Genomic DNA, 15,612 nt, shown 5'->3' on the forward strand with positions numbered 1-15,612 from the left:
TTTTGATGGTGCAAAAATACGCATATTCGAAAAGAATTATTAGTGCTAAAACCAGTTTCTTTAAGTTTTTTGTAACAATAAATTGTTGAAAACGTCCTATCTTTAAAATGTTTTAAAACAACCTTTGCATGCTGGTCTATTTACGTTTACTGAAAGAGAGTTTTTCATTCGCTTTAAATGCGCTTCGTACCAATAAACTCAGAACATTCTTGTCACTTTTAGGTGTAACGGTCGGCATATTTTCAATTATAGCTGTTTTAGCTGCGGTAGATTCGCTCGATAAAACCATCCAAGGACAATTGAGTTCTTTGGATAGCAATACCATGTATTTGGCAAATATGTCTTTTGGACCAACTGATGTCCCGCGTTGGCAAAGGGAAACTTTTGATGAAATATCCTATAATGAATACAAAACTTTAGATGCTTCATTGTCTGAAGCGGAGCATGTGGCGTTACAATTATTTGTGAAACGTGAAAATATTAGATATGAATCGGAATTGGTAAGTAGTGTCAATACCGTTGTGGTTTCCCATGAATTTACGGATATTCAGGTTTTGGAATTTGAAAAAGGTCGTTTTTACAACGAATCTGAATCGAATTCCGGAAGGCCTGTGGTGGTTATTGGTTCGGAAATTGCAAAATCCCTTTTTGGCGAACTTGAACCGATTGGAAAAAAAGTGCGACTTTACGGTCAGAAGTTTACGGTTATCGGTGTGGTTAAAAAGGAAGGATCCGGATTGTTTGGGGACAGTAACGATGTGTCTATTTTTCTGCCTGCAAATTATGTAAGGAATAGATATGGTGATAATAATCCAAACATGAAATATATTGTTATTATCAAACCCGAAAAGGATGCCGATATTGCAGGCTTAAAAGCTGAAGTTGTTCAAATAATGCGAACTAAAAGAGGTTTGAAGCCTGATGAAATTGATACTTTTTTTATAAGTGTTATTTCAGGATTACAAGATATGATTGATACCATTATTGGCAGCTTGAACTTAATCGGATGGGTCATAAGTGGTTTTTCTCTTTTGGTTGGTGGTTTTGGAATTGCCAATATTATGTTTGTAAGTGTGAAAGAGCGCACCAACCTCATTGGAATTCAGAAATCATTAGGAGCAAAGAATAAATTCATCCTGTTTCAATTTTTATTTGAAGCGGTTATTTTAGCCGTTGTAGGTGGCGTTGTAGGCTTATTCTTAGTTTGGATAGGCACCATAATAGGAAGTAACCTTACTGAAGATTTCACTTTTGTACTTTCTCCTAAAAATATGTTTCTCGGATTTTTTATTTCCTCGATTATAGGTCTGATTTCAGGTGTTATACCAGCAATGAAAGCCTCTCGATTGGATCCTGTGGAAGCGATACGTACTGGAATGTAGATTTTCAGTCCTCAGTGTACAGTGTTCAGTAGGCAGAGTTGAATAAAGTGTATGCCTTACTAGCTTCAATTTTTTTTAGGTTTACATTTTTTAGTCCGCTTTATCCTTTGCGCCTTTGCGAGAAATTTGCAGTGTTTAGTTATAGAATTATCTCTAGAGAATAATTTCTTTTTTCAAGAGATAAATCAATCTACAGAAATTCGAATCCCTTCACTATGGCTGCTAAACTCAGGAGCATACATACTCTGAATGGTGCTAATGCCATTGCTCATGTCTCCTGCATTGTTCACGCGTAAATCATATTCAAATACATAAACGCCTTTTGGCAAATAGTCCATAAAAAAGTTAGTGGCTGCATCTTTGGTACTTTCGTAATAGCCCAATCCATCTTGCCATTTGTATTGCGATAATACATTTATGGGTTCCAAACCAGCAGCTCGCATGTCTTTTAAATGCACAAATTCCATGGTTCTATCCGTTCTCAGTTCAATTCTGACCCTAATTAAATCGCCAACTTTTAATATTGAATTTGAAGTAATTCCTGCCTTGCCGGCAGGCAGGTCCGTGATTTCCTCGCCTTTAGCCGTGTTCGATTTTAAGAATAGTTTCTTGCTGAGTTTCAATGGCGTTTCGGCTGAGGTGATTTTATCTAAATCTTCAAAATATTGCCAGTACAAGGCTCCCCAAGCAATGCCTTCACCTTCCTGCTTGCCGCCAGGCATGGTTTTAGTGATGGTCACATCTGCTTTCTCTGGTGTAATTTCTGAACCATTCCACGAAGTTTTATAATAACCTGTTCCAGCTTCTACTTTAACGTTTTCCAATGTTGAAGGTGAAATGGTTTCATTGCCCACTTTAACTTCCAATTGTTCTGTAGTGCTGAGCCAATCACTTCCTTGCAATAACAACGCATAAACGGCTTCAGAAGTTGCTTTGGTCGTTTTCCAGCTATTGGTTTGTTTATTTTTTAATAACCAGATTTTTAGGTTGTCGATGTCTTTGAGATTCTTCGCTTCCGCCTTCGCTTTTGCTTCTTCGGACAGGTCGCTCTGAATGCTATTACCAACTTCCGAAAATACCTCAACCATCAACGCTTGGGTTTCAATTGGAGCTTGGTGCCAATGCCAAGAGTTGGTGTTGTTTTTCCAGTACATTCCTAGTTCATCAGAGGTAACACTGTTTTCTTTTAAGGAGTTTAAGATTTTAGCTGCTGTTTTGGCATCAGCCATTCTGTGCATGGTCATTGCCATTAAGCCTTTATCGTATAATGAACGACTTAACCAATACTTTTGAATCTGAGTTTGGTAATAGTCCATCATTTTTTTGACTTCTTTCGAAGGCGTATGTTCAGGATAAAAACTTCGTGTGTATAAATAATGCAGTTGCGTATGTGATAGATGGTCTTTGCTTAAATCTGCCTCTTTATTGTATTTTCTGATATCCTTATATTCTTGTACGAATTCGGTATCTAAATAATCTAATGCATTTTGAATCATATTTTGTTGGTCACTGAGCGTGGTCGAATTTTGGTCACTGAGCGTAGTCGAAGTGACATTCAGTTTCCTAAGATGCCCAAAACCAGCAATGATATGCTGTGTGATAAATCGATTGTCACGGCCACCATTAAACCAAGGCCAAGCGCCAGAACTATGCTGATTGTTTCGCAGTTTCCTAAGAGCAGATTGCAATTCATTATTCATCTTATTAAGGTCGAATAATAATGCGATTCGTTTTTTCTGTTCCATTTCAGATTCAGCATCACGTAACCAAGGCGTTTCTTGAATCAATAAGGATTTCAACTCTTGATTCTTTTCTAAATTAGAAAGTAAAGCATCTGTTGATTTCCATTGCTTAAAAACCGTTTCTATTTTAGGATTTGATTTTACAATATGTTGGGCCAAAGCATTCGCATAATATCTCGCAAAGGTTTGCTCATTGCAATCATAAGGATATTCCATTAAATATGGCAAAGCTTGAATGGCATACCAAACCGGATTTGACGTTATTTCTAGTGTCAGCTTATGGTGGCTGAGGGTAGTCGAAGTCTGGTTTTTCAATTTATCCAATGTAAAAGTTTTGGTCTGGTTAGAGCGCATCCACATCGGAAGTGTTTCTGTTACCATCATTCTGTTACTTAGAACAGGTAAGGCATTTTGCTCGCCATCGCTGAATTGTTTCTCATTTTCCAAATCAATGGCTGTCGCTATAATTTTGTATTGGACTGCTTGAAGACCTTTGGGAATTAATAGTGACCATGAAGCTTGAGTATTCCCATTAGCGTCAACGGTAAATTCTTTATCTGTCAAGTCAGTAATTAATGTGTAATTTCTACCTATCTCACCTTTAATTATATTGGGTAAAAATTCATCAGTCACAGGATTAGTTAATTCTAATCTCACAAGACCTGATAATTCCTTGTTAGTGAGGTTAGCAATTTTGGTAGTAATCACAATTTCATCGCCTTCTCTCAAAAATCGTGGTGCATTAGGTATGACCATTAATTCTTTTTGGGTAACGGTTTCTAGTTGCTTGACTGCACTTTCCAAAGTTTTAGTATGTGCCAACAATTGTAGTTTCCATTTGGTCAGTGCCTCTGGTGCTTTAAAGTTGAAACTGACGTTACCTTCCGCATCGGTTTGCAATTGTGGAAAGAAGAAAGCAGTTTCGTTTAGGTTTGTTCTTATTTGGATGTTATCTAAATCAATTTCTTTTTTATTTTGATTAGGATTACTTCCACCTGAATTTTTTGGATTCCATTCTTTGTCACTTTCAGTTTTCGTTGTTGCACCATAACCTACAGTTACAACTTCTTCCAATACTGCAGAATCTTCCCTGGCCATCAAATCTGCTTGTGGTGCGGATACTCTTTTACTATAGCTAATACTTCTTTTGACGAAAGAATCATTCCCAAAATAAAACCCAAACCAATCCAATTCATCATAACCTTGATAGGGATAGCTCTGATTGATACTAAAATTATTAAACAATCTAAAATGAGTCGTTCCAAAGCTCTGTCCCGAATTTTTGTGGATGCTTCCATAATAAACAGGATTATGAATAGGGTTGAAGTTCCAATTATGAGCCCTAAATTCATCTAAAGACGCATCGTACATACTTGCTAACAATTCCGCAGAAACTTTATCGCCTTTTGGGCCTTTGATTTTAAAACTCCAAGTTTCGTCTTGTCCTGGTTGCAGTTTGTCTCGGAACGTTGTCGTTTCGATTTCCAAATCGGTTTTAGGATAAGGCACATTTACATTAAAACTCTGGGAGTGAAATTCATTGAAAGCTGCAAATGATGTATGAACCGCAAATCCTCCTAAATCACTTTCCAAAACAGGAATCGTTATCGTTTTTTTAGAATCATTAAGTTCAACCAATTGTGTCATTATAATTGTGTTGTCCTTTTCAATTTCAACCGTGACGGTTAGGTTTTCTGCTGCCGAGCCTAAAGTTAGTTTTGCCATGGAACTGGTTTCGTAACTCGCTTTGTCCAATTGCGCTTCATATAATTGGTTGTCGGCAACGGTTTTGTCTTTATCACTAAAAAGTGCCGTGAATATTTGATCTTTTACGGTTTGCCCAAACTTATCTTTGCTTTCTGCAACAAGGATATACTGTCCGGATTCCCATTTGTTCAGTTTTTTTAGGGTGATGGTTTTCGCGTTTTCAGTATCAAAAGATGTGCTGTAAACTTCCTCGCCTTTTGGCCAATTGGTCAATTGACCTTCATTGTCATAAGGTTCGTGCGGAAATAGTTTTATAAATTCTCCATTAGAAAGCGTTTGATAATCTGGTGCTTGCCAAGGTCTGGTTCTCAATACACGGTCTGATGCGTTCAGTTTATAGATTTTTAATTCTCCTTTTGCAGGTACAAATTCGCCATTGAGATTTTGCGATGTTAGGGTCAATTCTATTTCTTTGGTCTCTTTATCAATTTTTTGAGGCGCCACAATGTTGAGTGTCATAGCATGATAACCAACATTGACGATCGTAGAAGTTGAACGTGTTTCGCCATTAATATCGGTAACATCTGCTGTGATTTCATAATTAAACACAGGAAGATTGTCTTTTGACACACTTTCATCAGGTATGGCTTTGAACGTAATTTCAAACTCGCCTTTGGCATTTGTTTTGGTGTCTCCAAAGGTAATTTCTTGAGCTTCTGAGTTAAAATATGGTCGTCTCCAATAATACCAACCTGGAAATCTTACATTTCGTTTAACGCGATAAACTACTTTGGCATCTGTAATGTTGCTACCAGCAAAAGCAATGGCTGTACCTTTAACTGTAATACTATCGTTGACCTTATAGGTTTCGGTAATCGGCTGAAATTCAGGTTTAAATTTTGGTCGTTTGTATTCTTCAACCGAAAAATAATGATGTCCACTGCCCACTGTATTTGATAATGCTCTGATATAGAACTGACCTGTTAAACCTCCGTTGGGAAGTATGAATTCACCATGAAACGATCCAAATTCATTGGTTACAAACTTTAATTCCGAAACTTTCTCGCCATTCACATTATGCAACTCTGCCGTAATTTCTTTGTCATCAGCAACCGATGATTTTCCGTCTTTCGATTGCGTAATGATGCCTTTAAAATAAACCGTTTGTCCTGGTCTGTAAATGCTTCGGTCCGTAAATAAAAACGTATGGTATTGTGCATCGTTATTTTCGTTTTGATCGTAGGTTCTGTTGATATAGTAATCGCCGAAATAGGCCGTGTCGTCTTTTGAATTGACTTTTATTTGAACGTTTCTGTAATAATTATTGTCTTTACTAAATTCAAATTTTCCAAAGCGGTCGGTTGTAAAACTCTTGGTCAAGCGCTTATCATTTCGGTTGTTGGAATAAGACACCTCGGCATTAATGTTTGCCATTGGTTTTCCATGGTGCCTATTGATGATTTGAAAAAAATAAGTGTCGTTTTCAGAACTTTCCACCAACGCCAAATCCGTAACCTGAATATGAGCCGTGGCAAAAACGTCAGTGTCAGAATTTGTGTCTGCTTTAATAAGGTATAAACCATTGCCCATATTAGGGACTACAATTTCAGTACTATGAATTTGATAATCGCCTTCTGTTTTTAAAGCGCTCGAAAAAGTTTCAACAGGTTTCAGGTTTTTGAAAAACCCTTGTTTTTCATCTGCTCTGTAAATTCGATTATAACGTTCTATTTGACTTTGTGAAACCTTATAAATTTTGAAATCTAAGTTTTCTAAATTTTTATACGTCACCAGGATTTTTGAAGGTACATTATTACCAATAAATTCTTCAGCTTGCAACTGTAAACTCGGTTGACGTATATTGGCATTTAATACCTCGCATTTTTGCGCTCCAATACTCTTTGGAAATTGAGCAATTGCCGAATTGCAAAGTTCTATGGCTTCTTTTAATTTCCAGCGGTTTTTGGTGTTTACTGCGTTGTCTTCAAGATTGTTGTTGAATGAATTGCCTTGTTTCTGATAAACCGTCGCTATTTCATAATCATATAAGGTAGATAATTCTGAGGCTTTTAATTGTTCTGATTTCGACTTTAATGTATTCAGAAGTAAATCATCCACATTTGAAAATACAGCATGTTGCTTTACAAAATTCAACCGTTCAATATCCACATCTACAAAGGCTTTTGAGATTTGGTCTTTAGCATGAAACTTTAATAAATCTTGATAGATTTTGAGAGCATTTCGTTGAAGGGATAAGGTGTCTTTGGAGGTTAAATCTAACTTCATGAAAATATCAGTATCGGCAATAAAATCTTTAGTGTCAATCGTAAATTTATAGGCTGGTTGTGTGATACTATTTTCGTCTGTTTTATAAAAACTTAAGGCATTGTGACTTAGTAAATCGTATAACGTTGGTCGATATGTTTTTGAGTGGTCAGCTTCATTGAGAAGTATGCTATATTCCTTTAATGATTCTTGTTGCAATACATCTTTATTTTCAAGAGAGCGCTGATAGTAACGGTGAATTTCATTGAAAATAGTTTCTAAATCCCAAGTTCTAAAATCATCACTTACTTTTTCAGAGGTTTTGGTTCTGTTGTAAAATTGGTAGCGACTTTGCTGGAAATATTGCCAATACATGGTGGCCAACATATTTTCTAAAAGGTGCTTGGTTACAATGTCTTTGGTGGAATCGATTTCAGATTTGAAACGATTAACGATGTTAAGTTGGGCATCTTCTTCAAGCGTTAACATATATTTACTAATATGCAACAAAGCCTTAATGCGTTGTTGGGTATTTTCCGCTTTAACCGCATTTTTATAAATAGTTTCTACCAGTTCCGAAGCGCTTTTTGTAAGTCCTTCGTTTTCAAGTTTGGTCACTTCTTTCCATTGACTATCAAAATCATTTTGGGCATTGGAAAAAGAAGCGAAGCAGATGAGCATAAGTAAAGATATATAGTTTTTCATGTGATAGTATTTATGACAAAATACATTCAAAATGTATTCCAAAAACAGACCAAATGAGTAAAAGGTTCATTTCGATGAGTGAAGTTAACAATTTGTTGAGGAAACTGAACGTTATTAAATCATATATTTGTGCCACAACCCAATATTAATATGTTGAGATTACTGTTTGTTTTATTGCTATCATCATTCTGTTATTCCCAAACATCCTTAGAAAATGCTGAGGCATTTATCGCAAAGAAGGAATATGTAAAAGCACAAAACGAAATGACCGTTTTTTTAGAATCAAATCCAAACGATTTGGAGGCCATTGAACTTTTGGGTGAGGCTTATGGTTATCAAAAAAAATGGGATGCTGCCATAGAACAATTTCAAATTTTAAAACAGAAACGACCTGAAAATGCTGACTATCATTATAAGTATGGTGGCGCTTTAGGTATGAAAGCGTTAAGCATAAGTAAATTAAAAGCCCTCGCCATAATAGGCGACGTTAAAGAGTCGTTTACAAAAGCAGCGCAATTAGACCCAAACCATATCGAAGCACGTTGGGCATTGGTGGAATTGTATGTGTCTTTGCCAGGTATCATTGGTGGAAGTACTGACAAAGCCTTGAGATATGCTAATGAATTACAAAATTTGTCAAAGGTCGATGGTTATTTGGCGAAAGGTTATGTTTACGAATATGATGACGAGCCAGAACTGGCTGAAAAATATTACAGATTAGCCATAAAAGTAGGCGGTTCTGTAACTTGTTATGAAAAGTTGTCTAAATTCTACGAAGCGCAACACCAACCAGAAAAGGCGATTGGTAATTTAGAAGAAGCACAAGAAAAACACCAGCGCAATGCCATGCACTATCAAATCGGTAAAGTTTGTGCTGATTATAATATTCAGCTCGATAAAGGTGAGAAGTGTATCAAAGCCTATTTAGCTAATCATTCTGCTCAGGATGGTGTGCCAAAAGCATGGGCTTATTATCGTTTGGCTCAAATTAATAAACACCGCGGAAATAAAAGTGAGGCTTTAAAATACATCAATCTTGCTCTTGATGAACTTCCTGATATCGAAACTTTTATGAAGGAAAAAATAGTGATTCTAGGACTTTAAAAGTTCAGCATGATTAGTAAGAAATGATTTTTGAATCTTATGAAGATTTAGGCAAAAACCATTGCGTCTAAACTAAATTCTCCTTTTCAATTAAGCACCACTTTAAATATTATTTATCCATGCAAATTGAACTTTAATCACACGATCTTTTTCGATGTTTAGAAAATCGAGATAGGCCTGCGCAGCAGGCGATTGTTTTTTTGATGTTAACCAAATCAGATTCCAAGTAGTTTTTAGCGGCAATCCTTTAACTGGAATTATCTGTAATTCTTCATTGGCCAATTCATTTCTAATGCCAATTAATGGCATAATGGAACAGCCCAATCCTGAAAGTACGGCTTGTTTAACAGCTTCGTTGGAAGTCAATTCCATGGTTTTACGCGCTGCGAACTTGTTTTTCGCAATGAAGGACTCCATGGCATTTCGTGTTGCAGAGCCTGGTTCGCGATAAATTAAAGGCACCTCTTCAAAAAGCTTTTTCCTTGAGAGGCTTTTATCTAGTTTAAGTTTCGTACTGGCAATGAAGAATAGTTTGTTTTCCATCAAAGTAATTTTATCAACCTTTAATTTTTCTGGCAATACTGAAACTAAGGCAAAATCAACCGAATTCTGTTCCAAACTTTCTATCACACGAGATTTGTTGGTCACATCCATGAGCAATTCAACACCCTCGTTTTGTATTATGAAATCAGACAAAAAATACGGCATGACATATTTACCCGTGGAAACCACTGAAATTTTAAGTCGGCCAGAAAGCTGTCCTTTAAACGCGAGCGTTTTATAATTAATGGACTGTACTTCATTTAAGATTTTTTCTGCTGCTACGGCAATTTCAATACCAAAATCTGTAACGTATAATTGTCTTCCCACTACTTCAGTAAGCGGAATCGGAAACTGTTCCTGAAAATTTCTTAGCTGAATGGAGACTGCTGGTTGGGTCAAATGTAAGGCTTCAGAAGCTTTTGTAATGCTCTTTAATTCAGATATTTTAAGGAATATTTGAAGTTGATGTAAAGTATAGTTCATAAATATTGTTTATGCATAACATAACAAATATAAATAAAAATAAATGAATTAAATGTCTAATCTTTGTGCCATCAAAATAAATTTAAAACCATAATCTATTTAAAATTAATTATCATGAAAACAAAAGAAGTGGCAAACAATGAAAAAATCAAACAAAAGATTCAGTTGGTAAAAGGGGATTTTACACCTTCCGAAGCCGTTCACATCATCAGAAGTCTCATAGATGAAAAAATCAACTTTCACAAGATACAGCGTCTACAAATTTGGGAAGGTAATCACAAATGCAATACAGAACAGCTTGATGGGCGTATTAAAGAGCTCGAGAAGGAAAAAGAAATTGCACGCGAGTTTATCAATAAATCGAGAAGCTCCGGACAGAAGTTACAAATTAATGGAACTCTTGAAATAACTGTAGCATCATAATGGAGAAACAAAACTATAGACAACTAATATCGATCTCAAAATCGAACGTACTTCCAGCTTTTGGATTGGCCATATTAATATTTTTTAACGGTTTGGCATATTTAAATAATAGCATCTTTTTGGATAAGATAATCATGGGCAGTTTCATTGTTGGATTGGTTCTGTTTTCCAAAGTACGAGGCGAAAGTAATATGGAAAAATCAGATACTGACGAAAACTTCTAATCGAGTATTAAGAGTTCTTCCAAACTACTATTGATAGTTCAAGACCCTCTCAAATAATTCGATTTTGCGAAAAGATGAATGCAAAACCAATAATAATTTATAAATGAATCTTGAAACACAAATGAATTCAAAAACCTACCAAAGTGTTGAGGTAGGACAACCGATAATTGCAAAAATCGTGACCTCGATGTTATGGCTTCTGTTTCTTGGAAACGCTGCCTATCTCATTATTAATTTTAACAACATGCCAGATTGGCGTTGGGAATCTATATTCAAAATCAATGGGTTTACCGTTTTAATGTGGACGACTGTAACGTTTTTTAGTGCAGTCGTATGTAGTTATGCCAGTAATTATTTGACCGGATTTCGTTATCATTCTCGATTTATGGTACTCAGTCTAGGCTTTACTTTGTCTGTGATGTTATTGGTGTTGGCAAACCATATTGGTCTATTAATTCTCAGCTGGTTAATCATGGGGGTTTTTATGTCTCAATTGATTGGAATTGATAAACATTGGGGAGAAGCACGAGAAGCCTTAAAAATTACCCAAAATTACTTTTATATTGGTACGTTTTTTTTAACAGCTGGGTTATTGTTAATAGCATTTTTCAGTGACGAATTCACAATTAGCGGATTATCAATTGTTGCAGTGGACTTACCCATTTATATAGTGCTGCCTTCAGCGCTCTGTATCATTTTAGCAGCAATTGTGCAATCAGCCATGTTTCCATTTCATCGTTGGTTATTATCCGCGATGACGGCTCCGACGCCTGCTTCGGCTTTGATGCATGCTGGTTTTGTAAATGGCGCAGGAATTCTATTGGCACTTTTTGCAACTCTTTTATTTGCCTCAAACACGTTAACGATTCTCTTCGTTATCGGTGGGTTTACAGCTATAATCGCACAGTTTACGAAATTGTTACAAGTGAATGTCAAACAAAAACTGGGATGCTCCACCATTGCCCAGATGGGTTTTATGATTATGCAATGTGGTCTTGGATTTTTCAATGCAGCAGTTGTTCATTTGATTCTCCATGGGTTTTATAAGGCGTATTTATTCTTGTCTTCTGGGGAAGAAATTGTACAAACCAAACCAAAACAACCAAAACAGCTTAAAATCAAACCGCTTCAAGCCTTTGTCGTGTTGCTGTTTGGCGGGCTTGGAGCTTATTTGTTCGCATTCTGGACAGGCAAAGCCATAGCCATGGATAGCTCTATTTTTTTAACATTAATTGTTGCCATCACAGTAGGCCAGGCGACTTATAATATTATCAAAGAACAAAGCCTTTCAATAGCGCAAAAAATTGTAGTTCCGCCGATTTTGTTCGTCGCAGGTATTGGGATCTATGCCTTAATGTATAATGGTGTCACCGTTTTAATGGCAGACATGCCAATGATCGCAAAAGCCATGCCATTGACTTGGGTACAAATTATATTCGGGATCACTTTTTTACTTGGCTTTTTCATAATGAAATTAGGTGTTTATAAAAAATTACCATGGTTGTATGTCAAGTTGATGAATATTTCCCAGCCGCACAAAAAATCAGTATTAATGTATAAATCAAAATCAATATGAGTTCAACTATTCTAAATAGAATTGAAGAAGCATCAAAATTCATCGGAAAAACTTGGCCATTATATACGTTTGTGGCTTCCAATCCACTGTCCGGATATGAGAATTTATCGTTTAAGGAAGCTGTTGGTTTGGCACAGAAACATTTTGGTTCGAATGCATTTCCAGAGGCAAAATTGTATCGTAAAGCTATGGAAAATGGCGATATTGACAAGGCTGTTTTGGCATCACTTTTAAAAGAAAATGGTTTTTCCGAATCATCAGAAGTTTATTTGAAGCTTTTAGAATCTCAAGAATTTATAGAAGAATTAAACAAAAATCATACTTTAGACCGTATTATGGCAAAATGGTTGTCTGCTTTTATGGATGAAGGTTTGGCGGAATGGGAAATTCCGTATAAAAGTGAAGGATTCTACACTGCATGGCGATTATTAGTTATTTATGATTCAGAAATTGGTTTAACGACTTTAAAAGACATTCCGAAATCAAGTGCTGAAACTTTGGAATTACTCTTAAAGGATTATTCTGAAAATGATCATAAAAACATTTTCACATATCACTTAACAGCGCTTCCAGGATGGACAGGCTATATCAACCATCGTGCGCAATCCAATTCAGATTGGCAACAAGAATATCGGATAGACTTGGCGGATTATTTGGCCGTACGATTATGGACGGCAAAGAAGCTCAACCTTTCGTTTCTTCCCGATACTAAAAATGAATCTGCGAACACCAAAATTCCACGATTACAATACATTTGGTTGAAAGCATGGGAAGAAACGTGGCAAAAACAATTAATCCATACTTTGGAGAGCAAATCAATAGACATTGAAACGACTGATCAAGTTGACGCTTCTATTCCAGATGCGCAGATGGTATTTTGTATCGATACGCGTTCAGAATTGATTCGAAGACATGTGGAATCGAACGGAAATTACGAAACCTTCGGATACGCTGGATTCTTTGGAATTGTTATGGATTATAAGAGCTTAGAAGACGACTTCACGCGTAAATCTTGTCCACCAATTGTGAATTCAGCATATGTTGTTACAGAAGTGGCACAGGACGGAAAGAAAGAGCAGTATTCGGCTTATGGAAAGAAAAATGAAGTCAAAAATTTTGGTGATTATTTCTTAAAGCGCATGAAAAATATGCTGCCATCGGCTTTTGGTTATGTTGAAGGTTCTGGGTTTTATTATGGATTATCGTTAATCGCCAGAACTTTGGCGCCTGGGATAATATACAGAAAGAGGCAAAAAAATGCATCGAAGATGGAATCGATCTGCCAGCCCAATATCAATAAAATGGTTAGGGAAGATGAAAGTTCCCTTGGCATCCCATTGGAAGAAAAAGTGGGTATTGTAAAATCTGCCTTCGATTTAATGGGTTGGAAAAAATTTGCACCGTTGGTGGTATTTGTTGGACATGGAAGCCATTCTGCCAACAACCCATTTGGTTCGAGCTTGGATTGTGGCGCCTGTGCTGCAAGTCCTGGGAGACACAATGCACGAATGTTGGCGAAGCTAGCTAATTTACCAGAAGTGCGAATGGCATTGTCAAAAACCCATGCGATAGACATTCCAGAATCCACACTGTTTATTGGAGCCGAACACAACACGACGACCGACGACATCGTTCTTTTTGATTCGGAAGCGCCAGAATCGTTTGCTCAACTTATCAATGACCTGAAAGAAAATTTATCAAAAGCACAGCAAACGGCTACCGAAAATAGATTGGGCTTTAAAGGAAGTAGTGTGTCTAAGTCACAGCAAAAAGCAAACAATTGGGCCGAGACCCGACCAGAATGGGGACTGGCAAAAAACGCAGGTTTCATAGTAGCCCCAAGGAGTCTTACCAAAAATTCAAATCTTGATAGTCGTTGTTTTCTTCACAGTTACGATTGGGAAATGGATACTGAAGGAAAAGCTTTAGAAGGCATCATGCAGGGCCCTATGGTTGTGACACAGTGGATTAATAATCACTATTATTTTTCTACAGTTGATAACAATCTTTATGGAGGCGGAACGAAAATTACTCATAATATAGTAGGGAAATTCGGCGTCGTACAAGGTAATGGAGGCGATTTAAAAATGGGATTGCCGTTACAATCACTTTACCGAACAGATGAGGATATGTACCATGAACCGTTGCGTTTGTCTGTGATAATTCAAGCGCCTTTAAATCGCGTAACCGACATTTTAGCTAGAAATTCTCAATTGAAAACATTACTAGACAATGAATGGATTTATGTATTGGTTATGGAGCCCAAACAAAAAAACGTCATATTTAAATATTCAGAAGGTTTAAAATGGGAAATGATGTCTAATAATATTTTGAACACTTCAATTAAAACTCCAAATGAATCAGAATTAGTCTTAACCTAGGTATATGTGTATATTATGAAAATATACCCTTAACGACCATCAAACTTTTGATGGTCGTGCTGTTTTAATTGCGCCCATAGATATTAATGAGCAGGTTATAGTGCTAATTTTTGAAACAAAATTGGATATAAAAAGTACACTAATTTCCTGCAAAATTGAACGTGAACATTCTTCATTAGTTAGTCTAAAGATTAAGATTTGGACGGACTTAAAATTACAGGTGTATAACCGCCAAAAATGCGGCATAACAAGACAACATTCCGAAGAAGGCAGTTTTTTTGAATAACAAGCATATTTTGTTGTTATTGACCCGTGAATATTTAAATATGGCTTAAAATAAAGTCAATAAAACTTGCAAAACTAATAGTAACACTATTATATTTGCAATCAAATATTTTAGTTATGATTAATTTACTTTCAAATTTAAAGATTCAAGTCCCGGATAAGATTTACCTAAAAGATCCAGAATCATCCGATTTAGGGAAACGTATCATTGGGCATAGTATTCTTTTAATAGATGACATAGGTTTTGATAGTTTTACCTTTAAAAAGCTGGGTTTAAAAATAGGATCTAACGAAAGTTCCATCTATCGCTATTTTGAAAGTAAGCATAAACTCCTTCTGTATCTCACTTCTTGGTATTGGGCCTGGATTGAATATCAGATGGTGTTTGCTACCTTTAATATGAGAGATAAAAAGGCACAATTATTCAAGGCCATTGAAGTCGTCACCCAAAAGATAAAGCAAGATGTAGCTTTTAATCATATTGATGAAATCGTGTTAAATAGAATTATTATCAATGAAAATTCTAAATCGTTTCTTACCAAAGCCGTGGATAGCGAAAACGAAGAAGGCTATTTTATAGTGTACAAACGTTTAGTGAAACGCCTAGGCGAAATGATCTCTGAAAATAATTCAGATTATAATTTTTCACTGACCTTGGCGAGTACAATTATAGATGGTGCACTCCATCAGCACTATTTGGCTGACCACTTCATGTCTATTACAAACTGTGATGGCAACACCACACCTACAGATTTCTTTAAAGAATTGACTATTAAAACCATTAGTAAATAA

9 protein-coding genes are annotated in these 15,612 nt (G+C 36.2%); 7 read left to right on the plus strand and 2 right to left on the minus strand.

The annotated features are described in order from the left end of the window. Positions 1 to 128: 128 nt before the first annotated feature. Positions 129 to 1,382: an ABC transporter permease gene (locus HM987_RS03280; protein ID WP_179005230.1), complete on the plus strand. Its 1,254-nt coding sequence runs from the start codon at positions 129 to 131 to the stop codon at positions 1,380 to 1,382. A gap of 185 nt (positions 1,383 to 1,567) precedes the next feature. Here the strand turns inward: HM987_RS03280 and HM987_RS03285 are convergent, their stop codons facing one another. Beyond that, complete coding sequence (locus tag HM987_RS03285) at positions 1,568 to 7,801, minus strand: alpha-2-macroglobulin family protein (RefSeq protein ID WP_179005232.1); 6,234 nt, start codon at positions 7,799 to 7,801, stop codon at positions 1,568 to 1,570. A gap of 129 nt (positions 7,802 to 7,930) precedes the next feature. On the opposite strand from HM987_RS03285, the gene HM987_RS03290 reads away from it, so the two are divergent. Further along, entirely contained in the window at positions 7,931 to 8,905 is a 975-nt protein-coding gene (locus HM987_RS03290; protein ID WP_306293675.1) for a tetratricopeptide repeat protein, read from the plus strand. Positions 8,906 to 9,007: 102 nt separating this feature from the next. Here HM987_RS03290 and HM987_RS03295 read toward each other — a convergent pair whose 3' ends face one another. Next, on the minus strand, positions 9,008 to 9,931 hold the full coding sequence (locus tag HM987_RS03295; RefSeq protein WP_179005234.1) for a LysR family transcriptional regulator: 924 nt from the start codon (positions 9,929 to 9,931) through the stop codon (positions 9,008 to 9,010). A 114-nt stretch (positions 9,932 to 10,045) separates the two neighbouring features. Here HM987_RS03295 and HM987_RS03300 point away from each other — a divergent pair, with 114 nt between their 5' ends. From HM987_RS03300 to HM987_RS03320, 5 genes are all read left to right on the plus strand, one after another. Then, entirely contained in the window at positions 10,046 to 10,354 is a 309-nt protein-coding gene (locus tag HM987_RS03300; protein WP_179005236.1) for a hypothetical protein, read from the plus strand. Continuing rightward, positions 10,354 to 10,578, plus strand: a complete 225-nt coding sequence (locus HM987_RS03305; RefSeq protein ID WP_179005238.1) for a hypothetical protein — start codon at positions 10,354 to 10,356, stop codon at positions 10,576 to 10,578. Before HM987_RS03300 ends, HM987_RS03305 begins: the two co-directional genes overlap by 1 nt. A gap of 103 nt (positions 10,579 to 10,681) precedes the next feature. Continuing rightward, complete coding sequence (locus tag HM987_RS03310) at positions 10,682 to 12,154, plus strand: proton-conducting transporter transmembrane domain-containing protein (protein ID WP_179005240.1); 1,473 nt, start codon at positions 10,682 to 10,684, stop codon at positions 12,152 to 12,154. After that, positions 12,151 to 14,535 (plus strand): DUF2309 domain-containing protein, encoded by a 2,385-nt coding sequence (locus HM987_RS03315; protein ID WP_179005242.1) that lies wholly within the window; start codon positions 12,151 to 12,153, stop codon positions 14,533 to 14,535. The genes HM987_RS03310 and HM987_RS03315 overlap by 4 nt, the downstream gene beginning before the upstream one ends. Before the next feature lie 402 nt (positions 14,536 to 14,937). Continuing rightward, on the plus strand, positions 14,938 to 15,612 hold the full coding sequence (locus tag HM987_RS03320; RefSeq protein ID WP_179005244.1) for a TetR/AcrR family transcriptional regulator: 675 nt from the start codon (positions 14,938 to 14,940) through the stop codon (positions 15,610 to 15,612).

It is taken from the genome of Winogradskyella forsetii, assembly GCF_013394595.1.
GTDB classification, from domain to species: domain Bacteria; phylum Bacteroidota; class Bacteroidia; order Flavobacteriales; family Flavobacteriaceae; genus Winogradskyella; species Winogradskyella forsetii.

What these genes read in the sequence shown, in the direction of transcription:
- HM987_RS03280 (WP_179005230.1), top strand. Translation starts at nt 129, where the DNA reads ATGCTGGTCTATTTACGTTTACTGAAAGAGAGTTTTTCATTCGCTTTA.
- HM987_RS03285 (WP_179005232.1), bottom strand. Translation starts at nt 7,801, where the DNA reads ATGAAAAACTATATATCTTTACTTATGCTCATCTGCTTCGCTTCTTTT.
- HM987_RS03295 (WP_179005234.1), bottom strand. Translation starts at nt 9,931, where the DNA reads ATGAACTATACTTTACATCAACTTCAAATATTCCTTAAAATATCTGAA.
- HM987_RS03300 (WP_179005236.1), top strand. Translation starts at nt 10,046, where the DNA reads ATGAAAACAAAAGAAGTGGCAAACAATGAAAAAATCAAACAAAAGATT.
- HM987_RS03305 (WP_179005238.1), top strand. Translation starts at nt 10,354, where the DNA reads ATGGAGAAACAAAACTATAGACAACTAATATCGATCTCAAAATCGAAC.
- HM987_RS03310 (WP_179005240.1), top strand. Translation starts at nt 10,682, where the DNA reads ATGAATCTTGAAACACAAATGAATTCAAAAACCTACCAAAGTGTTGAG.
- HM987_RS03315 (WP_179005242.1), top strand. Translation starts at nt 12,151, where the DNA reads ATGAGTTCAACTATTCTAAATAGAATTGAAGAAGCATCAAAATTCATC.
- HM987_RS03320 (WP_179005244.1), top strand. Translation starts at nt 14,938, where the DNA reads ATGATTAATTTACTTTCAAATTTAAAGATTCAAGTCCCGGATAAGATT.